This window comes from Billgrantia sp. NRB1 (genome assembly GCF_056921725.1).
This window is the reverse complement of the sequence record NZ_CM167783.1, coordinates 1,269,793-1,293,782: the sequence shown is the minus strand read 5'-3', so window position 1 is coordinate 1,293,782 and position 23,990 is coordinate 1,269,793. Positions and strand designations below refer to the sequence as shown.

The 23,990-nt window shown below is 66.3% G+C and carries 17 protein-coding genes; 5 read left to right on the top strand and 12 right to left on the bottom strand.

Annotated features, from left to right (window positions below; genetic code table 11):
• Positions 1–44 precede the first annotated feature (44 nt).
• Complete coding sequence (gene rmf, locus ACZIYR_RS05830; protein ID WP_473032829.1) at positions 45–251, top strand: ribosome modulation factor; 207 nt, start codon at positions 45–47, stop codon at positions 249–251.
• A gap of 297 nt (positions 252–548) precedes the next feature.
• Here the strand turns inward: rmf and ACZIYR_RS05825 are convergent, their stop codons facing one another.
• From ACZIYR_RS05825 to ACZIYR_RS05805, 5 genes are all read right to left on the bottom strand, one after another.
• Positions 549–1,571 (bottom strand): quinone-dependent dihydroorotate dehydrogenase, encoded by a 1,023-nt coding sequence (locus tag ACZIYR_RS05825; RefSeq protein ID WP_483528535.1) that lies wholly within the window; start codon positions 1,569–1,571, stop codon positions 549–551.
• A 196-nt stretch (positions 1,572–1,767) separates the two neighbouring features.
• On the bottom strand, positions 1,768–6,606 hold the full coding sequence (locus tag ACZIYR_RS05820; RefSeq protein ID WP_483528534.1) for an NAD-glutamate dehydrogenase: 4,839 nt from the start codon (positions 6,604–6,606) through the stop codon (positions 1,768–1,770).
• A gap of 232 nt (positions 6,607–6,838) precedes the next feature.
• Positions 6,839–7,948, bottom strand: coding sequence for a tRNA (uridine(54)-C5)-methyltransferase TrmA (trmA, locus tag ACZIYR_RS05815; RefSeq protein ID WP_483528533.1), 1,110 nt, complete (start codon positions 7,946–7,948; stop codon positions 6,839–6,841).
• Between the two features lie 39 nt (positions 7,949–7,987).
• A complete protein-coding gene (gene murI, locus ACZIYR_RS05810) occupies positions 7,988–8,764 on the bottom strand; it encodes a glutamate racemase (protein WP_483528532.1) in 777 nt (258 codons plus the stop codon).
• 98 nt (positions 8,765–8,862) lie between these two features.
• Positions 8,863–9,408: a hemerythrin domain-containing protein gene (locus ACZIYR_RS05805; protein ID WP_473034998.1), complete on the bottom strand. Its 546-nt coding sequence runs from the start codon at positions 9,406–9,408 to the stop codon at positions 8,863–8,865.
• A gap of 230 nt (positions 9,409–9,638) precedes the next feature.
• On the opposite strand from ACZIYR_RS05805, the gene ACZIYR_RS05800 reads away from it, so the two are divergent.
• Positions 9,639–10,970, top strand: a complete 1,332-nt coding sequence (locus tag ACZIYR_RS05800; protein WP_473032825.1) for a replication-associated recombination protein A — start codon at positions 9,639–9,641, stop codon at positions 10,968–10,970.
• A 291-nt stretch (positions 10,971–11,261) separates the two neighbouring features.
• Here the strand turns inward: ACZIYR_RS05800 and lolA are convergent, their stop codons facing one another.
• The 3 genes from lolA to ACZIYR_RS05785 all read right to left on the bottom strand — a co-directional run bounded on the left by lolA (position 11,262) and on the right by ACZIYR_RS05785 (position 15,184).
• A complete protein-coding gene (gene lolA, locus ACZIYR_RS05795) occupies positions 11,262–11,891 on the bottom strand; it encodes an outer membrane lipoprotein periplasmic chaperone LolA (RefSeq protein WP_473032823.1) in 630 nt (209 codons plus the stop codon).
• Positions 11,892–11,996: 105 nt separating this feature from the next.
• Positions 11,997–14,798, bottom strand: a complete 2,802-nt coding sequence (locus ACZIYR_RS05790) for an FtsK/SpoIIIE family DNA translocase (protein ID WP_473032821.1) — start codon at positions 14,796–14,798, stop codon at positions 11,997–11,999.
• Entirely contained in the window at positions 14,684–15,184 is a 501-nt protein-coding gene (locus tag ACZIYR_RS05785; RefSeq protein WP_483528531.1) for a DNA translocase FtsK 4TM domain-containing protein, read from the bottom strand. Before ACZIYR_RS05785 ends, ACZIYR_RS05790 begins: the two co-directional genes overlap by 115 nt.
• 175 nt (positions 15,185–15,359) lie before the next feature.
• Here ACZIYR_RS05785 and aat point away from each other — a divergent pair, with 175 nt between their 5' ends.
• The 3 genes from aat (at position 15,360) to infA (ending at position 17,258) form a co-directional block, all read left to right on the top strand.
• On the top strand, positions 15,360–16,088 hold the full coding sequence (gene aat / locus ACZIYR_RS05780; protein WP_483528530.1) for a leucyl/phenylalanyl-tRNA--protein transferase: 729 nt from the start codon (positions 15,360–15,362) through the stop codon (positions 16,086–16,088).
• Positions 16,089–16,131: 43 nt separating this feature from the next.
• Positions 16,132–16,869: an arginyltransferase gene (locus ACZIYR_RS05775; protein WP_473032817.1), complete on the top strand. Its 738-nt coding sequence runs from the start codon at positions 16,132–16,134 to the stop codon at positions 16,867–16,869.
• A 170-nt stretch (positions 16,870–17,039) separates the two neighbouring features.
• Positions 17,040–17,258, top strand: coding sequence for a translation initiation factor IF-1 (gene infA, locus ACZIYR_RS05770; RefSeq protein WP_010627817.1), 219 nt, complete (start codon positions 17,040–17,042; stop codon positions 17,256–17,258).
• Positions 17,259–17,377: 119 nt separating this feature from the next.
• Here the strand turns inward: infA and clpA are convergent, their stop codons facing one another.
• The 4 genes from clpA to ACZIYR_RS05750 form a co-directional block, all read right to left on the bottom strand.
• Entirely contained in the window at positions 17,378–19,651 is a 2,274-nt protein-coding gene (clpA, locus tag ACZIYR_RS05765) for an ATP-dependent Clp protease ATP-binding subunit ClpA (protein ID WP_483528529.1), read from the bottom strand.
• Between the two features lie 140 nt (positions 19,652–19,791).
• Positions 19,792–20,175: an ATP-dependent Clp protease adapter ClpS gene (gene clpS, locus ACZIYR_RS05760; RefSeq protein ID WP_483528528.1), complete on the bottom strand. Its 384-nt coding sequence runs from the start codon at positions 20,173–20,175 to the stop codon at positions 19,792–19,794.
• Positions 20,176–20,321: 146 nt separating this feature from the next.
• Positions 20,322–21,578: an NADP-dependent isocitrate dehydrogenase gene (gene icd, locus ACZIYR_RS05755; RefSeq protein ID WP_483528527.1), complete on the bottom strand. Its 1,257-nt coding sequence runs from the start codon at positions 21,576–21,578 to the stop codon at positions 20,322–20,324.
• A gap of 145 nt (positions 21,579–21,723) precedes the next feature.
• Positions 21,724–23,961: an NADP-dependent isocitrate dehydrogenase gene (locus tag ACZIYR_RS05750; RefSeq protein ID WP_483528526.1), complete on the bottom strand. Its 2,238-nt coding sequence runs from the start codon at positions 23,959–23,961 to the stop codon at positions 21,724–21,726.
• Positions 23,962–23,990 lie beyond the last annotated feature (29 nt).

Genomic DNA, 23,990 nt, shown 5'->3' with positions numbered 1-23,990 from the left:
CATGGTGTTCGGCCCAAATTGGTACCTTTACAAGAGGTCATCCGATGAAAAGACAGAAACGTGATCGCTTTCAGCGCGCTTACCTTCATGGCTACAAGGCCGGTGTCTCAGGGCGCTCCCGCGACGACTGTCCCAGTCAGGATGTCAATATTCGCGAATACTGGATGAGCGGTTGGCGTGAAGGTCGCGGAGATCAATGGGCCGGCATGACCGGCGTCTCCGGGATTCACAAGAACCCCATGGTAATGTAACCCTCTATCGACCCAATCGACCGTCCACTGCCGCCGCTGCCGCGGCGGACATCACCCAAGCCCGTGATTCGCTCACGGGCTTTCTTTTGGTTCATCCCAGACTGGCGTGAGCTGGTTCTGTGGGAGGGACGGTTCGACGCCTCGACTTTAGCTCGCGAAGTAGTGCGCAGGGCTACCCAGGGGGCGCCTGCGGCGCCTTCGTCGAAGCGTCGAACCGCCGGCAGAGCCGGCCTCCCACCTTGACGCTTGCCAAACTTATTCACGCAAAGAGCGAAATACATTACTTTTGGCTTCCGGCTAGCCTGCCGCTGCCGCCTTGAGCGCCCGGGCACACTCGCCGACCAGCGACGGCCCACGGTAGATGAAGCCCGAGTAGAGCTGCACCAGATCCGCCCCCGCCTGACGCTTGGCCACCGCCGCCTCGCCGCCGTCGATGCCACCCACGCCAATGATCGGCAGGTCGGGCAGATGGCGACGCAGCTCACGGATCACCGCATTGGACGGCTCGAACACCGGCCGCCCTGACAGCCCACCCTGCTCGTCGGCGTGGGGGAGCCCGGCCACGGCCTCGCGCGACACCGTGGTGTTGGTGGCGATCACCGCATCGATCTCGCTGCGCGCTATGCTTTCGGCCACCAGGCCGATCTCCTCGGGCGTCATGTCCGGGGCGATCTTGACCGCCAGCGGCACCCGCCTGCCGGCGGCGGCATCCAGGCGATTGCCGGCCTCTCTCAGGGTGCCCAACAGGGCATCGAGCTGCTCGCCGAACTGCAGGTCGCGCAGTCCCGGGGTGTTGGGCGAGGAGATATTGACGGTCACATAGTCGGCATGCGCGTGCACCTTCTCCAGGCAGTGGAGATAGTCCTCCACGGCCCGCTCTACCGGCGTGGTGAGATTCTTGCCGATATTGATGCCGAGGATGCCATCATAGCGGCGCTGGCGAACCCGCTCGACCAGGTGATCGACGCCGGCATTATTGAACCCCATGCGGTTGATGATGGCGCCGCGCTGGGGGATGCGAAACAGCCGCGGCCGGGGATTGCCCTCCTGGGGGTTGGGGGTCACGGTGCCGACCTCGACGAAGCCGAAACCCAGCGCTCCCAGGGCGTCAAGGTGGTCGGCATTCTTGTCCAGGCCCGCGGCCAGCCCCACCCGATTGGGAAAACGCAGCCCCATCAGCTCCACCGGATCCTCGACGCGACCGCCCCCCAGGCGGGACGCAAGGTTCAGCCGGTGCGATGCATCCAGCGCGCGTAGCGCTATCCCATGGGCGGTTTCGGCATCGAGGCGAAACAGCAGCGAACGGGCCAAGGCGTACATGGGCATCTCCGGGCAGTGACTGGCAACGGGCGGCAGGAGTATACCAGCCCTTGCCACCACTTGTGGGAGGGCGATGTATCGCGCGAAGCAGCGCGGAGCGCTGTCTACACCCGGGCGCCTTGCGGCGCCTTCGCCCGGCAGAGCCGGCCTCCCACCCTGGACCGATGCACCAGCAAGGAAATGCGAGCTGACGCCGTCATCCCTCGTCGTTGCTTTCGGCGAGGTCGACCAGCTCGCGCACCGCCACGGCGAACAGCGGAAAGCTAGCCTGGCTGCCGCTGCGCACTTCCGCGATCAGGCGGCACCAGCGCTCGTGCAGTGAGCGGTGGGCCTGAAGCCAGTGCTCGACGCGCTCTTCGGGCTCGCGGCCGTCCTCGGTCTTGAGCACGCTGACCGTCAGCGCCAGCTGCTGGCGGTCGATGTCGTCGCGGAAGGTTTCACGCGCCTGGGCCTGCCAGCTGTCGCGCACCTTGAGGTCGGTGACCTGCTGGATCATCCACGGCAGTTCGAGACGGTGGCCGATCTCGTAGAAGATCTCGGCCACGCGCTGGGGCTTCTCATCGGTCTGCCGCGCCGCCTGGATAATGCCCAGCGCACCATAGAGGCTGCCAGCACCGGCCACGGTGGCGGCCAGCTCTTCCGGTACCCCGGCCTCGATCAGCTCGCTGCGCTTGGCCTCCCAGCTGTCACGCTCCTCGCCGCGCACCAGCTCGCCGATGCTCTCCTGGAGCTGCGCGACCCGGGGGGCAAAGTATTCGATCGCATCCCGCGTCGAGAGCCCCAAGCGCTGGCGCAGGAACCAGCGGGTGGCGCGGCGGATCAGGCGCATCAGGTCGAGCATCATGGCGTACTGCACCTGGCACGGCACCTGGTTATCCAGGGCTTCGATCCGCTCCCAGATAGCGGCCAGCTGGAAGCTGTCGCGGGCGACGATATAGGCCCGGGCGATCTCGGGCCGGCCGGCCCCGGTAGAGTCGATCAGCCGGCGCACGAACACCATCCCCATGTGGTCGACCAGATCGTTGGCCACCTGGGTGGTAACGATCTCGCGCCGCAGGCGGTGGTCATACATCTCATCCTTGAAGCGCTCGACCAGCACCGGCGGGAAGATGCGCTCCAGGTACTGCTGAATGTAGGGGTCGTCGGGAACGTCGGAGGCCAGCACCTCGCCCTTGAGCACGCTCTTGGCGTAGGAGATCAGCACCGACAGCTCCGGCAGGGTCATGCCCTGCTCGTTGGCGGCCCGCTCCTGCAGCTCCTCGTCCGCCGGCAGGAACTCCAGCTCGCGGTCGATCTGCCCCACCGCCTCGAGCTCGCTGATGAAGCGGCGATAGGGCCCGATGCCGTGGCGGGAGAGGATCTCGGAGAGATCCAGCGCCTGGGTCTGGCGATAGTTGTCCCGGATCACCAGGTCGGCAACCTCTTCGGTCATATCCGCCAGCAGCTGGTTGCGCTGCTTATCGGTCATGTCGCCGCGCTTGACGATCTCGTCGATGAGGATCTTGATATTGACCTCATGGTCGGAGCAGTTGACCCCGCCGGCGTTGTCGATGAAATCGGTATTGACGCGAACGCCCTTGGCGGCCGCCTCCATGCGCCCGTGCTGGGTCAGCCCCAGGTTGCCCCCCTCACCGACCACCCGGCAGTTCAGCTCACGGCCGTTGATGCGCAGGGCATCGTTGGCCTTGTCGCCGACCTCGGTATCCGACTCGTCGCTGCCCTTGACGTAGGTGCCGATGCCGCCGTTCCACAGCAGATCGACCCGGGAGCGCAGCATGGCGCGAATCAAATCGTTGGGCGACAGCCGCTCCTCCTGGATATCGAACACTTCCCGCATCTCCCGGGAGATGGGAATCGACTTGGCGCTGCGCTTGAACACCCCGCCCCCCTCGGAAATCAGGGAGGTATCGAAGTCCTCCCAGCTCGAGCGAGGCAGGTCGAACAGGCGTTGACGCTCGGCGAAGGTGGCCGCGGCGTCCGGGTTGGGGTCGACGAAGATATGCAGGTGATTGAAGGCCCCCACCAGGCGAATCTTGTCGGAGAGCAGCATGCCGTTACCGAAGACATCGCCGCCCATGTCGCCGACGCCGATCACGCTGAACTCGTCCTCCTGGGTATTGAGTCCCAGGCCGCGAAAGTGGCGCTTGACCGACTCCCAGGCCCCGCGAGCGGTAATACCCATCTTCTTATGATCGTAGCCGTTGGCCCCACCCGAAGCGAAGGCATCCCCCAGCCAGTGGCCGTACTCGGCGGAGATTTCGTTGGCAATATCCGAGAAGGTCGCCGTGCCCTTGTCGGCGGCCACCACCAGGTAGGCATCGTCGTCGTCGTGGCGCACCACGTTCTCCGGGGGCACCACCTCGCCGCCCACCAGGTTGTCGGTGACATCCAGCAGCGCGCTGATGAAGGTCTTGTAGCAGGCGATCCCTTCGCGCTGGAGCGTGTCGCGGTCGGCGCCCTCGGGCATGCGCTTGCAAACGAAGCCGCCCTTGGCACCCACCGGCACGATCACCGCGTTCTTGACCTGCTGCGCCTTGACCAGACCCAGCACCTCGGTGCGATAGTCCTCGTGACGGTCCGACCAGCGCAGCCCTCCGCGGGCCACCTTGCCGCCGCGCAGGTGAACGCCCTCCACCCGGGGCGAGCAGACGAAGATCTCGTAGGCCGGGCGCGGGCGGGGCATGCCGGTGACCCGGCTCGGGTCGAGCTTGTAGGCGATGTAATCCTTGACCCGGCCATCCGCTGAGGGCTGATAGTAGTTGGTTCGCAGGGTGGCCTGGATCAGCTCCATGTAGCGGCGCAGCAGCTGATCATCGTTGAGGCTGGCCACGCCGTCGAGACCGCGAAGAATGCGCTCCACGCAGGCGTTGACCTGCTCCTCGTCGGGACGCTGCTTCGGATCGAAGCGCAGTGCGAACAGCAGCACCAGATCACGGGTGATCTCGGGGTGGTTGGCCAGGGTGGCGGCGATGTAGTCCTGGGACATGCCGAAGCGGATCTGCTTCAGGTAGCGCGCGTAGGTGCGCAGCATGGCCACTTCTCGCCAGTCCAGGTTGGCCACGATCACCAGGCGGTTGAAGGCGTCGTTGTCGGCCTCACCGGCCCAGATGCGCCGGAAGGCCTCGATGAAGGGCTCGCGCATCTCCTGCAGGCTGACCTCGATGCTGGTGTGGTGCTCCAGGTCGAAGTCGTGGATCCAGTAGCGGATATCCGGGGTATCGATCTCGTAGGGGCGCTCGCCGATCACCCGCAGCCCGAGATTCTCCATCATCGGCAGCACATCGGAGAGCGGAATCGGCTGGTCACGGTGGAACAGCTTGAGGTTGACGCCGCTGCCCTCCTCCTCGACCAGGCGATAGAGGGTCAGCGCCAGCGGCTCACCGCGATCCAGCTCCCCCATGTGCTGCAGGTCGAAGACCGCCGTCCGGGCGCCGAAGTCGTCTCGGTAGCTGGCCGGAAAGGCATCACGGAAGCGGTCCATCAGGATGTTGGCCTGCTCCTCGCCAAAGCCCTCGATCATGGCCTCCTGGAGCTCATCGCGCCAGCTGCGCGCCAGCCGCGCCACCTTGGCTTCGATGCGCTTGATGTCGAAATCGCGCGGGCCCTCCTCGTTGAAGCGCAGGATGAACTGGATACGCGCCAGCACCGACTCGGAGAGGTAGGTGTTGAAATCGCCGAAGGAGGCGTTGAGCTCCTCGCACAGCAGGTGCTGGATGCGCAGGCGCAGGTCGGTAGAGAACACATCCCGCGGTACGAAGACCAGGCAGGAGTGGAAGCGGCCGGAGAGGTCGGTGCGGATGAACAGCCGGACCCGGCGCCGCTCGCGAATGTCGAGAATACCCAGCGCGGTCTTGGCCAGCTCATCGGTGTCGATCTGGAAAATATCGTCGCGGGGATAGACCTCGAGGATCTGCAATAACTGCTTGCCGTTGTGTCCCTTGGGATTGAAGCCGGCGATCTCCATCACCGCCTTGAGCTTGCGGCGCAGCAGCGGGATGTTGCGCGGCGATTCATTGTAAACGGTGGAGGTGAACAGCCCCAGGAAGCGCCGCTCCCCGATCACGCGCCCCTTCTCGTCGTAGCGATCGATGGAGATGTAGTCCGGATAGGTGGGGCGGTGCACCCGAGCATGGTGGGCGCTTTTGGCGAAGGAGAGCAGCTGGGGCACCAGCACGAAGCGATTCCCCTCGACGCCCAGCTCGGTACGAATGCGCTCCTGGTAGCGCGGCTGGTCCAGACGAAAGACCCCCAGCTCGCTGCCGGCGACCTTGGTCAGGCGGTCGCCGTCGGCGTCGGCCTCGATAACGTACTCGTCATAGCCCAGGAAGGTGAAGTTGTCGCGCACCATCCATTCGAGAAAGGCGATAGCCTCCTCGTGATCCGCCGGGTCGACCTGTTCGGGGCAGCTCGACTTGAGCTCGGCAATCGCCTCGTTGACCCGCTCGCACATGGGCACATAGTCGTTCACCGCCGTGCGCACGTCCTCGAGCACTTCCTGCAGGGCGTCCTCCAGCGATTCCAGGACGCTGATGTCCGTGTGGCGGTCGATTTCGATGGCGATCAGCGACTCGCGGGCCTGGGGCGCATCCGCCTCGCGCGGCGAAACGACCCGCGTCAGGGTATGATCGGCGCCCCGCTCCACGGCGAGGACCGCATTGTGGATGGCGTGCACGGTCAACCCGCGGCGGTTGAGCTCGATGCGCACCGAGTCGACCAGAAAGGCCATGTCCTCGTGCAGAACGGCCACGAAGGTGTGGGTCGACTGCCAGCCGTGCTCCTCGAAATCGGGGTTGAAGACCCGCACCTTGGGCTCGGCCGGATCGTGGTGCTGGATGAAGTGCCAGACCGAAAGCGTGGCACCGTAGAGGTCATCGAGCCGGCGGTCGGCAAGGTCCTCCAGCGGTACCGTGGCATAGAAATAGCGGGCGAAGGCATCCACGGCCTCGGCCCGCTTCTCGTCCAGTCGACTGAACAGGCGTTCCCGTAGCTGCTTGAGAATGTCCTGCCTGCCGGCTTCGATCGTTTCGTAATGCATCCCTACACCTCGGCTGCCTGGGACCGCGGATTGCGGCCCTGGGAAAGAGTCAGCGCGGCCCCTCGGCCGCCTGATGTCAGCTTACTGCAGCCCCGATCCCCACCCTATCGACTTGCCAGCCTTCTCATGGAGCATGTCGCTTCTGCATCATTGGCCGCGGCTTTTCGCCTTGACTTTGCCGGCATGACGCCGAGCCTTGCCGATGACGCCGCCAACCCAAGCGCCGCGGCGCTCAGCCGGCTCGCCGTTCCAACAGCACGCCGCACTCGCAGTGATGCGTCCAGGGAAACTGGTCGAACAGGGCGAAGCGCGTCACCTCATGGGTCCGACTGAGTGTCTCCAGGTTGCGCGCCAGGGTATCGGGGTTGCATGAAATATAGACGATGCGTGGATACTCGCTCAGCTGACGGCAGCTGGATTCATCGAGCCCGGCCCGGGGCGGGTCGACCAGCACGGTCGAGAAGTCGTGCTCGTCGAGCGCCATCTCTGCCACCCGGCGCCCGCCCTTGTCGCCGTTCAGCGCAGCGGCAAACTCCTCGGCGGACATCCTCGCCACGCGCACGTTGTCGATACCGTTAGCGGCCAGGTTCTCACGGGCGCTGGCCACCGAGGTGCGCGAGATCTCGGTGGCCAGCACGCGACGGAAGTTCTCGGCCAGGGCGATGGTGAAGTTGCCGTTGCCGCAGTAGAGCTCCACCAGATCGCCGTCCTGGCTAGCGCGCGTCGCCTCTCGGGCCCAGGCCAGCATCGCGCGGCAGATCTCGGCATTGGGCTGGGTGAAGCTGTTCTCCACCTGCTGATAGACGAAGGGCCGCCCCTCGACCTCGAGGCGCTCCCAGACATGGTCCCGCTCGAGCACCAGGCGCTGCTTGCGGGAGCGGCCGATGATCATGATACCAAGCCGCGCCTGCAGCTCGCGGGCCTCGGTTTCCCAGGCATCGTCCAGGGGGCGATGGTAGATCAGCGTCACCAGCGCCTCGCCCGACAGAGTGGTGAGAAACTCGACCTGGAACAGCCGACGCCGGAGCACCGGGCTCTCAAGCAGCGCCTCGCGCAGGCGCGGCATCAGGGCATTGATCGCACGGCTCGCCACCGAATACTGGTCCAGGCGGATCACCCTCTTGCGCTTGGGATCTTCGGCATCCACCTCGAACATCGCGTAGTAGAGATCGTCGCCCTCGTGCCAGAGGCGGAACTCACAGCGCTGACGATAGTGGGTTGCAGGCGAAGGGAACACCTCGAGCGGCGGGGGGGCAAAGCGCGCGAACTGCGCGGTGATGCGCTCGCGCTTGGCCGCGAGCTGCTCGTCGTATCGGCCGGGTTCGACAACGGGAAGGGACACGGCATCTCCTGTCGTGTGCGGTGCAGGGAAAATCGGACATCAGCCGACGGTCAGCAGACCCGGCTCTGCAAAGGCGTAGCGGGAAAGCGCCCTGGCCAGGCGGCCATCCGGGGCGGTGGCGAAGCTTGGGTCACAGCCCTGACGCGGGGGTGGGTCGACCGCCAGCTGGGCGGCCCGCCGAGCGATGGCCTCGCCGGAGTCGACCAGGGTCACCGGGCGTGGCGCCGCCTCGGCGATGTGCGCGCGCAGTAGGGGAAAGTGAGTGCAGCCCAGCACCACGGTATCCAGGTCCGGGGCCTCCCAAAGCGGCGCCGTGGCCTGGGCGACGACGTCGCGATCCACGGGTTCGCCGGCCACCAGCCGCTCGGCCTGCTCCACCAGCGCGTCTGCGGCCACGCGGGTCACCCGACAGTCGGCGGCGAACGCCTGGATCAGGCGCTCGGTGTAGGGCCTCGCCACGGTGGCACTGGTTGCCAGCAGGCCGATATGGCGGCTTTGACTCAGCCGGGCGGCAGGCTTGATGGCCGGCACCGTGCCCACCACCGGCACGCCGAGCCGCTCCCGCAGGGCATCCAGGGCCAGGGTGCTGGCGGTATTACAGGCGACCACCAGCACGCCACAGCGGCTGGCGGCCACCGCCGCCTCGCACACCGAAAGGATGCGCGCCACCAGCCACTCATCCGGGCGAATGCCGTAGGGCAGCATGGCGTTGTCGCAGGCGTAGGCCAGCGCGACACCGGGCAGCTGGCGGCGCAGCGGCGCCACCACCGAAAGGCCGCCCACGCCGGAGTCGAAAATCAGTATTGGGCCAGGCATGGCGAACGGACGGTCATGCAGGGTCGCTCCGCAGCAGTGAGCCGCCCATTCTACCAGCTACGCCGGCAACGGAAATACGCCGCGGGTCGCGCCCTCCATCAGGTGGCAGGCTCGGGAGCCTCTTTCAGCTCGGCATAGAGCTCGGGATAGGCCTCCTGCAGGCGCTCCAGCGCCGCCGTGGCCCCGTCGGGCAGTGCCTCGGCCAGACGCTCGAGGTCCTGGTCGTCGAAGTGTTCACGAATCAGCGGGAAAAGCAGCTCGCGCTCATCGCGCAGATAGGCACGGTGAGCGTCCAGATAGGCCTTGAGATCGTCGGCAAAGCGGTCCATGGGGACCACCGCGTCCATCAGGATCATATCCAGATCGTTGGAGAGCCGCATCAACTGCTTGCGCAGCGCCTGGTAGTCATTGCTGAGTCGCTCGGTCAGCTCCTGGCTCTCCGGTGCCAGGGTCTGGAGACGTTCGGTGCAGATCCGTTCGAGCGGAACGGTGAAGCCCTCCATATAGTCAAGGATGTAGTCGACAACCTCCCGGACCAGCTGAAAGTTGGGGCGATCGCCGACCGCCAGCGCCTTCTGCTTGAGCTGAAGGACGTGCAACATGCGCGCCATGTTGGCATGATCCCGACGCAGTTGGGTCAGCATGGGCATGTCGAAGCCTCCTCTTCCATCGGATGGGCGAGCATACAGTCTTGGATACGCGGAATGGGTACGGGTTCATTGCCCACTCCATCCTCCCGCCAACGCCGGGACGGGATAGACGCCGTATCACCCTAGCGCCTAAAGCCCGATGATGCCTATCACCCAAAGTCGTATTGCAAAATTCGCCGTAAACGGAACTGGAACAGCGACAGCGCTACCGCAAGGAGATCATCATGGATCTGTTCGGTCAGGCCCCGCCCGAGACGGCCCCCTTGGCCTATCGAATGCGCCCCCGCCGCCTGGATGACTATGTGGGCCAGCAGGCGCTGGTCGGGCCGGGTAAGCCGCTGCGACGGATGGTCGAGACCGGCACTGTCCGCTCGATGATCCTGTGGGGCCCACCCGGCGTGGGCAAGACCACCCTGGCCGAGATTCTGGCCACGGAGTCGGGGTCGCGCCTGGAGCGGCTGTCGGCGGTCATGGCGGGGGTCAAGGACATCCGCGAGGCAGTGGCCCGGGCCGGCGTGGCCCGCGACCAGGGCCAGGCGACCCTGATGTTTCTCGACGAGATCCACCGGCTCAACAAGAGCCAGCAGGACGCCCTGCTGCCCCACGTGGAGTCGGGACTGCTGACGCTGATCGGTGCCACTACCGAGAATCCCTCCTTCGAGGTCAACTCGGCGCTACTCTCCCGGGCGCCGGTCCAGGTGCTTACCCCGCTCTCGGAGGAGGAGCTGCTCCAGGTGATGCGCCAGGCGCTGACGGACGAGGCATGCGGTCTGGGCGCACGCCGCATCGCCGTGGCGGAGGAGGTGCTGGCGCGCGTGGCCCGCGCTGCGGCAGGCGACGCTCGCCGCGCTCTGGGCCTGCTGGAGAACGCCTGCGATTTCACCCTCGCCGAGGATGGCGGCGAACGCCTGCCACCCGAGGCCCTAGAGGCCGCCCTGAGCCATGGCACCAGCGCCTTCGACAAGCAGGGCGACCACTACTACGACCTGCTCTCGGCGATCCACAAGTCGGTGCGCTCCTCGCGCCCCGATGCCGCCCTGCTCTACATCGCGCGCTTCATCCAGGGCGGCGGCGACCCGCTCGACGTGGTGCGCCGACTGGCGGCGATCGCCTCGGAGGACGTGGGCAACGCCGACCCGCGCGCCCTGCCGCTCGTCATGGCCGCCTGGGACGCCTACCTGCGCCTGGGCGACTACGAGGGTCAGCGCGCCATCGCCCATGCGGCGATTCACCTGGCCGTGGCCCCCAAGAGCAACGCCGTGGAGCGCGCCTGGAAGGCAGCCCAAGCCTATGTGGCGGCCCAGCCGAGCGTGGACGTGCCCACTTACCTGCGCAATGCACCGACGACGCTGATGGCGTCACTGGGCCACGGCCAGGGCTATCGCTACGCCCACCGCGAACCCCACGGCTACCCGGCCGGCAGCGCCCACGATTGCTGGCCGGACAACCTGCCGCGGGCGAGATTCTATGACCCCACCGACCATGGCCAGGAGAAGCGCTACGCCCAGATGATGGCCTGGCGGGCCGAACTCGACGCCGGAGCGGATGGTGACTAGGGGCGAGGGGCGAGGGGCGAGGGGCGAGGGGCGAGGCAGTCTGCGCCCAAATGAAAGGGCTCTTCGCACTTTAGCGTGAACGTGTTTGGCAGGTTCTATGGTGGGAGGCCGGCTCTGCCGGGCGAAGGCGCCGCAGGCGCCCCATGGGTAGCGCTGCGCGCTACTTCGCGAGCTGAAGCTCCCTCCCACAGGGTAAGTCCACGCCAGTCTGCGATGAACCAATGAAAGGAGCAAGCCAAGGGGATTCCTTGAAACTTGCTCCTTGAACCTCGCTCCTGGCCGAAGGCCTTATTAGTGCGTATCGCGAATCACATCGGTCCCCTCGGGGATCTCGAAGGCGAAGCGGCTACCGTCGATGGCCTGGTTCATCTGCACGTCGCGAAACTCGATGGCGGTACGCTGACCGGTGCTGTCGGTCATCATCAGCACGCTCAGGCGCTCCCCGCGGAACGTCATCTCCAGCTCCTCGAAGAGAGTGTCGGCGGCCTTGGGCACCAGGGTGAAGGTCTCGGCGCTGCCCTGCTGGCGACGCGAGACCTCATAGCTGTCGGTCAGCTCACCGGCGCTGCCGGAGAGCAGCAGGGCCGGCGTATGGGTGACGCGATGATCCAGCGCCTGCACCGTCACCTGCTCCAGATCGGGATCGTAGAGATAGACGTCGTCACCGTCGGAGACCACCACCTGCTGGTAGGGGGCATCGACTTCCCAGCGGAACTTGCCCGGCCGCGACAGCCACATCTGGCCGCTCGCTTCCTGCAGGCGCTCGCCGCTGCCGTCGAGGATCTGCTGAGCGAAGCGTGCCTCGTAGGTCTGCAGCGGCTCGAGCATGCGGGTCAGGCGCTCGGCGCCGTCGCTGGCCAGGGCGGCAGCCGGCAGCAGCGCCGAGACGGCGAGGGCGGCAAGGGTCTTCTTTACTGTCATGGGGTCATACTCCCTGAACGGGTCCATTGTGGCGTCCTGTCACTCTGACCGGGCCGACACCGGGGGGTTGCATGGCCCCCCCACGCTTCCACCGTTGCTGCACGTTCATTCACCCACTGGGGGCGGCGCCAGCACCTCGCGGGCGCCATTGGTGCCCATGGTGGAGACCACGCCGGCCATCTCCATGGCCTCGACCAGCCGCGCGGCGCGGTTGTAGCCGATCTTGAAGCGTCGCTGCACCGCCGAGATCGAGGCGCGGCGGGACTCGGTGACGAACTGTACGGCCTCATCGTAGAGGGCATCCTGCTCGGCGTCGCCGCCGTCGCCGCCCTCGGCCTCCAGGCCGGTGAGCGCCTCGGCGGAGACGCCGCCGGAGAGGATCTCGTCGATGTAGTCCGGCTCGCCACGGCGCTTCCAGTCCTCCACGACCCGGTGCACCTCGTCGTCGTCAACGAAGGCGCCGTGGACCCGGGTCGGCATCCCGGAGCCGGCGGGCAGATAAAGCATGTCGCCGTGACCCAGCAGATTCTCGGCGCCGCCCTGGTCGAGGATGGTGCGCGAGTCGACCCGCGAAGAGACCTGGAAGGCCATGCGAGTGGGCACGTTGGCCTTGATCAGGCCGGTCACCACGTCCACCGAGGGGCGCTGAGTGGCCAGAATCAGGTGGATGCCGGCGGCCCGGGCCTTCTGCGCCAGCCGCGCGATCAACTCCTCGACCTTCTTGCCGACGATCATGAACATGTCGGCGAACTCGTCGATCACCACCACGATATAGGGCAGCTTTTCCAGCACCGGCGGGGTCTGGTGCATCTCCCAGGGCTGCGGCTCCCACAGTGGGTCGGCCACCTGGGCGCCGGCCCGCTCCGCTTCGTCCAGCTTGGCGTTGAAACCGGCGATGTTGCGAACGCCCATGGCGGCCATCAGCTTGTAGCGCCGCTCCATCTCGGCCACGCACCAGCGCAGGGCATTGGCCGCCTCCTTCATGTCGGTGACCACCGGCGCCAGCAGATGCGGAATGCCGTCATAGACGGAGAGCTCGAGCATCTTGGGATCGACCATGATCAGGCGCAGCTCGTCGGGCGTGGCCTTGAGCAGCATCGAGATCAGCATGGCGTTGACCCCCACCGACTTGCCCGAGCCGGTGGTGCCGGCCACCAGCAGGTGGGGCATCTTGCCCAAGTTGGCCACGACCGGGCCGCCGCCGATGTCCTGGCCCAGGGCCAGGGTCAGCGCCGAGGCCTCCTGCTGGTAGCGGTCGGAGTCGATCACTTCGCGCAGGCGAATCATGGCCCGGTGGGGATTGGGGATCTCGATCCCCACCGTGGGCCGCCCCGGGATCACCTCGACGACGCGCACGCTCTTGACCATCAGCGAACGCGCCAGGTCCTTGGCCAGGTTGCTGATCTTGGACACCTTCACCCCGGCGGCGGGCTTGATCTCGAAGCGGGTGATCACCGGGCCGGGCCAGGTGTTCACCACCTCTGCCTTGACGCCGTACTCGCGCAGCCGCGTTTCCAGAAGTTCAGCCATCTCGGCCAGCTGCGCATCGGTGTAGTTGCGCTGATGGGGCTCCGGCGGCGTCAGCAGCCTGAGGCTGGGCAGCTCGCCGTCGGGCTCGGGCAGGTCGTCGAGCTGCGGGCGCTGGCTCTGCAGGTGCTCCACCGTCCACAGCGCCGGCCCCTCCGGCTCGTCCGCCGCGGCTCGTCCCTGCTCGGCGGTGGCAACGGTCGCCGCTGCCGCCTCAGGTGCCTCGGCACTGGAGCGCCACTCTCGCAGCCCAGCCGCCTGATCGGCGACCTCGCGGGCGTCCGGCGTCGTGGCTGGCGATGCCTCCGCGGACGCTGTACGGGACGAGACAGTCGGCGCCGACTCGCCCGAGGCCTCGTCGGCAACGCTCCCCCAGCTCAGCCGCGGCTCACGCTGGGCGCCCTCGTCTGGCTCCGTTGACCGCCAGTCGCCAAGACCCGGCTCACGACGCGAGGCCCGAGGCGACTCGCCCGCTGGCGGCATCGGCTCCGGTTCATCGGGCACCGCCGGCTCGGGCGGAGAAAAGTGCCCGGCGTCCTCCGTCCGCGACGGCGAGGCGTCAGCCGCGACGGCAGACGCCGGATCAGCGCCGTGGCGCGTGTCCGCTGGCTCGGCGGCCAGCGGCACTTTCGTGCTTGCCGTGGCCGTTTCACCGCCCGGGTCGGGGAATGACTGGGCCTCGGGCTCCCTGGCACTCAAGGGCATGGGGGCTTCAGCGGCCTCGGGCTCATCGCGACGCGCGCTCAGCGGTGACGCCGGCTCGGGGTCGGAAGCGCGCGGCACGGCAGATGGCGACGCCTGGCTTGCCGGCGCGACCTCATGCTCGACAGCCTGCTGCGCCGCATAGGCCGCCTCCGGCCGCTTGGCGGAAGGCGTTCGCTCGGGCACGTCCCAGGGGATCTCGGTGTCGCCATCGTCGCCAAAACCAGGGGCGAGGCGCGGCTCGGCAGCCGCGGAACTCGACGCCGCTCGGCGCCGCCCGAAGCGCCCGAACCAGCCCCGGCGCGGCGAGGCCGGCGCCTCCTCGCCATCATCGGCGTCGGGTTCGACGTCCGGCTCCATTTCGTCTGCCACCGCGTCACGCTTCGCCTCTCGGCGCTCGCGGGCCAGCCCGAAGGGCACGGCGAACCAGCCCCACAGGCGTAGCGCCCGATGGCCTAGCTCGTCCATGACGCTGAGCCAGGACACCCCGCTGAACAGCGGAAAGCCGCAGAGCATGGCGGCCAGCGCCAGCAAGCCGGTGCCACCGGACCCCACCAGCGGCACTAGCGCTCCCACCAGCCCCTCGCCGAGGATGCCGCCGGATGAGTAGGGCAGCACGCTATCGGGGTGATAGAAGTGAAGCGCCCCCAGCGTCGTGGTGCCCAGCAGCAGCAGCACAAGCCCCCCAGGCGCACGGCCACCGCCGTGGCATCCCATTCGAAGCGTACCCGACGCGAGCGGATCAGCCACCAGCCGGCAAATCCCAGCATGCCAGGCCACCACAGAGCACTGGCACCGAACAACGAATAGAGCACGTCGGCCAGCCAGGCACCGATGGGCCCCATCCAGTTCGCCACCTCGGTCTCCGGGCCACGGCGAGACCAGCCGGGGTCGGCGGCCTGATAGCTGAACAGCGCCAGCAGCAGGAAGACGCAGGCCGCCAGCAGCACGATGACCACGCCTTCACGGGCCGCCCCCTGCAGGCGAAGCCCCATGCGTTGTGCCGTCTGCCGAGCATTCTCCGCCGTCGCACGCCGCGGCGCGCGCTTTTCCTTCGCACTCAAATCACCCACCCCCTCGTGCCGCCAACGGGCGACACTGTCAGAAGCATTCGTCATCCAAAGATCGTCTCAGCCGCCCATCATACCGGGCCTGGCAGCCCCGGCACAGAGTACCGCGCCTGCCGCTTGAGCCCCGCCACGGGCAGCGTCAAAATGGAGGCTTTTCAGGAGCCCCTGCATGCTGCCCTGGCTACCCGAACGCCCGGTGCGCTTTCCGCCCGTCTCGCAGGCGCTGCGCGATCCGGATGGCCTGCTGGCCGCCGGTGGCGATCTCACGCCGGCGTGGCTGCTGGCCGCCTACCGACGCGGCATTTTCCCCTGGTACAGCGACGACCAGCCGATCCTGTGGTGGAGTCCCGACCCGCGCATGATACTGCTGCCCGACGAGCTTCATGTCAGCCGCAGCCTTGCCAAGCGGCTGCGTAACGGCGGTTTCACCGTCACCTTCAATCGCGCCTTCGAGGCGGTCGTCGACGCCTGCGCCGCCCCGCGGGCCGGTCAGCCCGGCACCTGGATCACCGCGGAGATGCGCGACGCCTACGTAGCCCTGCACGGGCTCGGCTTCGCCCGCTCGGTGGAGGTCTGGCGGGAGCAGCAGCTGGTTGGCGGTCTCTACGGCGTGGCCATGGGTGGCGCCTTCTTCGGCGAATCGATGTTCTCGACCATGCGCGATGCCTCCAAAGTGGCCCTGGTCCATCTGGTGCGCGCCATGCAGGCAGGCAACGGTCGGCTGATCGACTGCCAAATGCATACCCGTCACCTGGCCAGCCTGGGCGCTCGGGACATCGCCCGCAGCGACTTCATCAACTATCTTGAAGAGAGCCTGACGACCCCCACGGCGCGGCACGCCGGCCACCCGCTCCCCGACTGGCCGCTCCCCGCAGAGGCAGCCGTGGCGGTGCCATGATCGGCACCCGCTCAATCCACAACCGACCAGGAGGCGGACGCCCGTGAGCAGCAATACGCCTCATCAGCCGGTCAGGGACCTGCGCTTCTTCCTGACCGTGCCCCATGCCTGCAGCTATCTGGAAGGGCGCGAGGCCACCACCCTGTTTCTCGACCCCCAGGAATCCCACGGCCAGGGGGTCTACGACGCCTTGGCGCTGCTCGGTTTTCGCCGCAGCGGCCGCCACCTCTACCGCCCACACTGCGAGGGTTGCAGCGCCTGCCTCTCGGTGCGGGTGCCGGTCGCGGACTTCGCCCCCAGTCGCACCCAGCGCCGCGTGGCCAAGCGCAACGCCGACCTGCGCCTGATCGAGCGCCCGGCGCTGTTCGACCCGGAGCACTACGCCCTCTACGACCGCTATATCCGCACCCGCCACGTCGATGGCGACATGTATCCGCCCAGCCATGAACAATACCGCACCTTTTTGACCCTGGATGAGCCCTACTCGCGGCTGCTGGAGCTCCGACTGGGCGAGCGCCTGCTCGCCGTGGCCGCCTTCGACCGGCTAGAGCACGGCCTCTCGGCGATTTATACCTTCTTCGACCCGGCCCCCGAGTGGGACCGACGCTCACTGGGCACCTTTGCCGTGCTGTGCCTGGTAGAACAGGCCCGCCAGCAGGGTCTGCCCCACGTCTACCTGGGCTACTGGATTCGCGAGTGCCGCAAGATGGCCTACAAGGAGAACTTCCAGCCGCTGGAGATCCTCGACGGACGACACTGGCGCCGCACCATTCCTTTATGACCTACCAAAGCCGCATGCCGGGCGCCAGGCCATCTTTGCCTTGACGCCCGGCTTGCGGCACAATACCGCGCTATCCTAATGGCATAGGCTGGCTACCGGCGGCTGGGGCGCCGGAAGGCCCGTGAGAGTCACGCCAAGATCATTGTCATCATCAGCGAGGAACCGCCTATATGGCACGCGAAGACCATATCGAAATGGAAGGCGTGGTCGTCGACACCCTTCCCAACACCACCTTCCGCGTCGAGCTGGAAAACGGCCACGTGGTCACGGCCCACATCTCGGGCAAGATGCGCAAGAACTACATCCGCATTCTCACCGGCGACAAGGTCAAGGTCGAGCTGACGCCCTACGACCTGACCAAGGGCCGTATCGTCTACCGTTCGCGCTGAGCCACGCCTCCCCGGCCAGCCGGCGTTCGACGCCCCACTGACGCTGCGCAGCGGCACACAAGACAACGCCCCGTCATTCGACAGGGCGCTGTGCGTGGTACCTGGCCAGTCGCGAGCCGTCAGGGTTCGGCCAGCTCCACCTCGGTCGAGAGGTGCAGCTCACCCTCCTCCACGGTGACATGCACCACCCCGCCATGCTCGGAGAGCTCACCGAACAGGATCAGCTCGGCCAGCGGCTTCTTGAGCCGGTCCTGGATCAGTCGCGCCATGGGGCGTGCCCCCATGTCCGGGTCGTAGCCCTTCTCGGCCAGCCAATCCCGCGCGGCCATGTCCACGTCCAGCTGGACCCGCTTCTCGTCGAGCTGCGCCTGCAGCTCCACCAGGAACTTGTCGACCACGCTGCGCACCACCGCGGTGGGCAGGGAGTGGAACTGGATGATCCCGTCCAGACGGTTGCGGAACTCCGGCGAGAAGGTCTTGCGGATCACTTCCATGGCATCGGTGGAATGGTCCTGGGTCTGGAAGCCGATGGAGCGACGCGCCTGCTGTTCGGCGCCGGCGTTGGAGGTCATGACCACGATGACGTGACGGAAGTCCGCTTCGCGACCGTTGTTGTCGGTCAGCCGGCCGTGATCCATCACCTGCAGCAGCAGATTGAAGACCTCCGGATGGGCCTTTTCAACCTCATCGAGCAGCAGCACGCAGTGGGGCTGCTTGGTGATCGCCTCGGTGAGCAGTCCACCCTGGTCGTAGCCCACGTACCCCGGCGGCGCGCCAATCAGCCGCGACACCGTGTGGCGTTCCATGTACTCGGACATGTCGAAGCGCACCAGCTCGATGCCCATGATACGCGCCAGCTGGCGGGCCACCTCGGTCTTGCCCACCCCGGTGGGCCCGGCGAACAGGAAGCTGCCCACCGGCTTGTCCGGCGACTTGAGCCCCGCCCGCGACAGCTTGATCGCCGCCGACAGGCTGTCGATGGCCTCGTCTTGACCGAAGACCAGCATCTTGAGATCGCGGTCGAGGTTCTCGAGCAGCTTGCGGTCGGAGCTGGAGACGCTCTTCGGCGGAATCCGCGCGATGGAGGCCACGACCGCCTCGACCTGATCGACATCGATGGTATCGACCCGCACCTCCGGCGGCAGCAGCCGCTGATGGGCGCCGGCCTCGTCGATCACGTCGATGGCCTTGTCGGGCAGGTGGCGATCGTTGATATAGCGATCCGCCAGCCGTGCGGCGCTCTCCAGGGCACCGTCGGTGTACTTGAGGCGATGATGCTCCTCGAAGCGCGAGCGCAGCCCCTTAAGGATGCGAATGGTGTCCTCCACCGAAGGGGCCATGACATCGACCTTCTGGAAGCGGCGCGCCAGCGCCCGGTCCTTCTCGAAGATGCCGCGGAACTCCTGGAAGGTGGTGGAGCCGATGCAGCGCAGCTCACCGGAAGAGAGAAGCGGCTTGAGCAGGTTGGAGGCGTCCATGACGCCGCCGGAGGCCGCCCCGGCACCGATCACCGTGTGGATCTCATCGATGAACAGGATGGCGTTGGGCTGTTTCTTGAGTTCGGCAAGCAGGCTCTTCAGGCGCTTCTCGAAATCGCCGCGATACTTGGTGCCGGCCAGCAGGGCGCCCATGTCCAGTGCGTACACCACGGCGTCGCCGATCACCTCGGGCACGTCCTCCTCGACGACGCGCTTGGCCAGCCCCTCGGCGATGGCGGTCTTGCCCACCCCGGCCTCACCGACCAGCAGCGGGTTGTTCTTGCGCCGCCGGGCGAGAATCTGGATGACGCGCTCGAGTTCGTGCTCCCGCCCGATCAGCGGGTCGATCTTGCCCAGCCGCGCCTGCTCGTTGAGGTTGGTGGCATAGCCGGTGAGCGGGTTGGCGCTGGTCTCGCCGCCGCCCTCTTCGGCCTCCTCGGACTCGGAGGGAGACGCCGAGGGCGCCTGACCGTGGCCGGACACCTTGGAGATGCCGTGGGCGATGTAGTTGACGGCATCCACACGCGCCACGCTCTGCTGCTTGAGGAAGTAGACCGCCTGGCTCTCCTGTTCGGAGAAGATCGCCACCAGCACGTTGGCGCCGGTCACTTCGCTCTTGCCGGAAGACTGCACGTGGAAGACCGCACGCTGCAGCACCCGCTGGAAGCCCAGGGTGGGCTGCGTTTCGCGCTCGCCCTGATCCTCGGGAATCAGCGGCGTGGTAGAGTTGATGAAGTCCTGCAGGTCGGACCGCAGCTTGTCGAGATTGGCCCCGCAGGCCCGCAGCACGTCTGCCGCCGAGGCATTGTCGAGCAGCGCCAGCAGCAGGTGCTCCACGGTCATGAACTCGTGGCGCTTGGAACGGGCCACGGTAAACGCCGTGTTCAGGGTCAGTTCAAGTTCTTTGCTCAGCATGGCAGTCCCCTTCTCGCCGCCTAGGGCTTGCGTCGGATCTTTCAAGGTCCGGCATCATCAACATCGGGCACAATCGCTGCCGTTGCAAGTCTGGTCCTCAACGACTGCCATTCACATCCCGTCTCGACAACCACCGGGAGTCAGTCCGCCGCCTCGATGTCACACAGCAGCGGGTGCTGACACTCTCTCGCATATTGATTGACTTGATGGCTTTTGGTTTCCGCAATGTCGCGGGTGAAGACACCACAGGTGGCCTTGCCCTGGGTGTGTACCGCCAGCATCACCTGTACGGCGGTCTCGCTATCCATGTGGAAGAACGTCTGCAGCACCTCTACCACGAACTCCATGGGCGTGAAGTCATCGTTGTGCAGCACCACCTTGTACATCGGCGGCCGGGCCAGCTCCGGCTCCGATGACTGCACGGCCAGGTCGCCATCATCCTCTTCTTCCGGCCGCGGTGGCCGGGTCATGCCGGCAATCACGCCGACTCTCCACCACCCGCCGGACAGGTCTCTCTTGAACATAAAAGCCACACACCATCTCGACAAGCCGGCTGCGTTGAGGCGCCTCGACTCAGCTTGGACGCCATCGGGCCGGCAGGGTTCATGGTCATCACGCAAAGGGCCCCCGCCCGCCATGCGGACGAGGGCCCCGGGAAACGCCGGACCGTTTACATGTTGTCTGCGACGGCCTGACCGAACTCGGAGCACTTGAGCAGTTTGGCATCGTCCATCAGGCGGTGGAAGTCATAGGTGACCTCGCCCTTGGAGATGGCCTTCTCCATGCCCTTGAGCACCAGATCGGCGGCTTCGACCCAGCCCATGTGGCGCAGCATCATCTCGGCGGACAGGATCAGCGAGCCGGGGTTGACCTTGTCCTGCCCGGCATACTTCGGCGCGGTGCCGTGGGTCGCCTCGAACATGGCCACGGCGTCGGACAGGTTGGCCCCCGGGGCAATGCCGATGCCGCCCACTTCCGCCGCCAGAGCGTCGGAGAGGTAGTCGCCGTTGAGGTTCAGGGTAGCGATGACGTCATATTCGGCCGGACGCAGCAGAATCTGCTGCAGCATGGCGTCGGCGATGACGTCCTTGACCACGATGGTCTTGCCGGACTTGGGGTTCTTGAACTGCATCCAGGGACCGCCGTCGAGCAGCTCGGCACCGAACTCCTCCTTGGCGAGCTCGTAACCCCAGTCCTTGAAGGACCCCTCGGTGAACTTCATGATGTTGCCCTTGTGCACCAGGGTCACCGAGTCGCGGTCGTTGTCCACGGCGTACTGCAGGGCCTGACGCACCAGACGCTTGGTGCCCTCGACGGAGACCGGCTTGACGCCGATGCCGCAGTTCTCGGGGAAGCGGATGTTGGTGACCCCCATCTCCTCGCGCAGGAACTTGATCACCTTGTCGGCCTCCGGAGTGCCGGCCTTCCACTCGATGCCGGCGTAGATGTCCTCGGAGTTCTCGCGGAAGATCACCATGTCGACGTCGGCAGGCTTCTTGACCGGGCTCGGCACCCCTTCGAACCAGCGCACCGGGCGCAGGCAAGTGTAGAGGTCGAGCTTCTGACGCAGCGCCACGTTCAGGGAGCGGATGCCACCGCCCACGGGCGTGGTCAGCGGCCCCTTGATGGAGACGACGTAGTCCTGAACCGCTTCCAGGGTCTCTTCCGGGAGCCAGGTGTCGGCATCATAGACCTGGGTGGCCTTCTCACCGGCATAGACTTCCATCCAGTGAATCTTGCGCTCGCCACCGTAGGCCTTCTGAACGGCCGCATCGATGGCGATCTTCATCGCCGGCGTCACGTCGACGCCGATGCCGTCACCCTCGATAAACGGGATAACCGGCTCGTTCGGCACGTTCAGACTGTTGTCGGCGTTGACGGTGATCTTCTCGCCGCCTTCGGGAACAACAATGTTCTGGAACCCCATAGAGAACTCCCTTATCTGGTCTGTTCAGGTGGAGCGCGGAGTATAACATCGTCCACCCACCCGGCCCATAACAGGCCTTTCAAACTAAATGCTAAAAGGCCCCGCCCGCCAGGGGCGGACGGGGCCTGAGGGACCTAGCGGATGCTTATCCCTTGGCCACCATCGCCAGGGCGTCATTCAGCGTCTTGCTGGGACGCATGACCGCGCGGGCCAGCTCGGGGTCGGCATGGTAGTAGCCCTTGATGTCCACCGGCTGGCCCTGAACGCCATTCAGCTCGTCGAGGATGACGGCTTCCTTGGCCACCAGGGTCTCGGCCAGGCGGGCGAAGCGCTCCTTGAGGCCGGCGTCCTTGTCCTGGGCGGCCAGCGCCTCGGCCCAGTAGAGGGCCAGGTAGAAGTGGCTGCCGCGGTTGTCGATCTCGCCGACCTTGCGCGACGGCGACTTGTTCTCCTCCAGGAACCGGCCGGTGGCCTTGTCCAGCGCGTCGGCCATCAGGGCGGCGCGCTCGTTGTCGAAGGTCTTGGCGAGGTGCTCCAGGGAGGCGCATAGGGCGAGGAACTCGCCCAGGCTATCCCAACGCAGGTGGTTCTCCTCGAGCAGCTGCTGAACGTGCTTGGGCGCGGAACCGCCGGCACCGGTCTCGAACAGGCCGCCACCCTCCATCAGGGGCACGATGGAGAGCATCTTGGCGCTGGTGCCCAACTCAAGGATCGGGAACAGGTCGGTGAGGTAGTCACGCAGGATGTTGCCGGTCACCGAGATGGTGTCGAGGCCACGGATCACGCGCTCCAGGGTGTAGCGCATGGCGCGCACCTGGGACATGATCTGGATGTTGAGACCGGTGGTGTCGTGCTCCTCGAGGTAGGTGCGGACCTTCTTGATCAGCTCGTTCTCGTGGGGACGGTAGGGGTCGAGCCAGAAGACCGCCGGCATGCCGGAGTCGCGACAGCGGTTAACGGCAAGCTTGACCCAGTCGCGGATCGGCGCATCCTTGACCTGGCACATCCGCCAGATGTCACCCTCCTCGACGTTCTGGGTGAGCAGCACCTCGCCGGTGTCCAGGTCGGTGATGTTGGCCACGCCGGCCTCGGGCACCTCGAAGGTCTTGTCGTGGGAGCCGTACTCCTCCGCCTTCTGGGCCATCAGGCCGACGTTGGGCACGGTGCCCATGGTGGCGGGGTCGAAGGCGCCGTGCCACTTGCAGAAGTTGATCATCTCCTGGTAGATGCGGGCGAAGGTCGACTCCGGCATCACCGCCTTGACGTCCTTCATGCGGCCATCGGCACCGTACATCTTGCCGCCGGCGCGGATCATGGCCGGCATCGAGGCGTCGACGATCACATCGCTGGGCGAGTGGAAGTTGGTGATGCCGCGGGCCGAATCCACCATCGCCAGCTCCGGGCGCTCGTCGTGGCAGGCGTGCAGGTCGCGGACGATCTCGTCACGCTGGCTCTCGGGTAGGGTGTCGATCTTCTCGTAGAGATTGGCCATGCCGTTGTTGACGTCGACCCCCAGCTCCTCGAACAGCTCGCCGTGCTTGGCGAAGGCCTCCTTGTAGAACATCCGCACGCAATGGCCGAACACGATAGGGTGCGAGACCTTCATCATGGTCGCCTTGACGTGCAGCGAGAACATCACGCCGGTCTTGCGGGCGTCCTCGATCTCGCGCTCGTAGAAGTCGAGCAGCGCCTTCTTGCTCATGAACATGCTGTCGATGATCTCGCCTTCCTGCAGCTCGACCCGGGGCTTGAGCACCCGGGTCTCGCCGCTGGCGGTGAGCAGCTCCATCTTCACGTTGCGGGCGCGATCCAGGGTCATCGACTTCTCGCCGTGGTAGAAGTCGCCGCCGTGCATGTGCGAGACGTGGGTGCGCGAGGCCTGGCTCCACTCCCCCATGTGGTGCGGGTACTTGCGGGCGTACTCCTTGACCGCCTTGGGGGCGCGGCGGTCGGAGTTGCCCTCGCGCAGCACCGGGTTGACGGCGCTGCCCTTGGTCCTGTCGTAGCGGGCCTTGATGTCTTGCTCTTCGTCGCTGCTCGGCTCATCAGGATAGTCAGGCAGCTTGTAGCCCTGCCCCTGCAGCTCCTTGATCGCCGCCCGGAGCTGCGGCATGGAGGCGCTGATATTGGGCAGCTTGATGATGTTGGCTTCCGGCGTCTTGGCCAGGGCACCCAGTTCGGCCAGATGATCCTCGACACGCTGCTCGTCGGTGAGGTAATCGGGGAACTGGGAGAGAATCCGGGCCGCGAGGGAGATGTCCCGGGTCTCCACCTCGATACCGGCGGCGTCGGTGTAGGCATCAATGATCGGCAACAGCGAGTGGGTCGCCAGCGCAGGCGCTTCGTCGGTGAACGTATAGATAATCTTCGGCGTTTTAGACATGGTGGCTGTGATCTCTCTGGTCACTGCGG

What these genes read in the sequence shown, in the direction of transcription:
- rmf (WP_473032829.1), top strand. Translation starts at nt 45, where the DNA reads ATGAAAAGACAGAAACGTGATCGCTTTCAGCGCGCTTACCTTCATGGC.
- ACZIYR_RS05825 (WP_483528535.1), bottom strand. Translation starts at nt 1,571, where the DNA reads ATGTACGCCTTGGCCCGTTCGCTGCTGTTTCGCCTCGATGCCGAAACC.
- ACZIYR_RS05820 (WP_483528534.1), bottom strand. Translation starts at nt 6,606, where the DNA reads ATGCATTACGAAACGATCGAAGCCGGCAGGCAGGACATTCTCAAGCAG.
- murI (WP_483528532.1), bottom strand. Translation starts at nt 8,764, where the DNA reads ATGCCTGGCCCAATACTGATTTTCGACTCCGGCGTGGGCGGCCTTTCG.
- ACZIYR_RS05805 (WP_473034998.1), bottom strand. Translation starts at nt 9,408, where the DNA reads ATGCTGACCCAACTGCGTCGGGATCATGCCAACATGGCGCGCATGTTG.
- ACZIYR_RS05800 (WP_473032825.1), top strand. Translation starts at nt 9,639, where the DNA reads ATGGATCTGTTCGGTCAGGCCCCGCCCGAGACGGCCCCCTTGGCCTAT.
- lolA (WP_473032823.1), bottom strand. Translation starts at nt 11,891, where the DNA reads ATGACAGTAAAGAAGACCCTTGCCGCCCTCGCCGTCTCGGCGCTGCTG.
- aat (WP_483528530.1), top strand. Translation starts at nt 15,360, where the DNA reads ATGCTGCCCTGGCTACCCGAACGCCCGGTGCGCTTTCCGCCCGTCTCG.
- infA (WP_010627817.1), top strand. Translation starts at nt 17,040, where the DNA reads ATGGCACGCGAAGACCATATCGAAATGGAAGGCGTGGTCGTCGACACC.
- clpA (WP_483528529.1), bottom strand. Translation starts at nt 19,651, where the DNA reads ATGCTGAGCAAAGAACTTGAACTGACCCTGAACACGGCGTTTACCGTG.
- clpS (WP_483528528.1), bottom strand. Translation starts at nt 20,175, where the DNA reads ATGTTCAAGAGAGACCTGTCCGGCGGGTGGTGGAGAGTCGGCGTGATT.
- icd (WP_483528527.1), bottom strand. Translation starts at nt 21,578, where the DNA reads ATGGGGTTCCAGAACATTGTTGTTCCCGAAGGCGGCGAGAAGATCACC.
- ACZIYR_RS05750 (WP_483528526.1), bottom strand. Translation starts at nt 23,961, where the DNA reads ATGTCTAAAACGCCGAAGATTATCTATACGTTCACCGACGAAGCGCCT.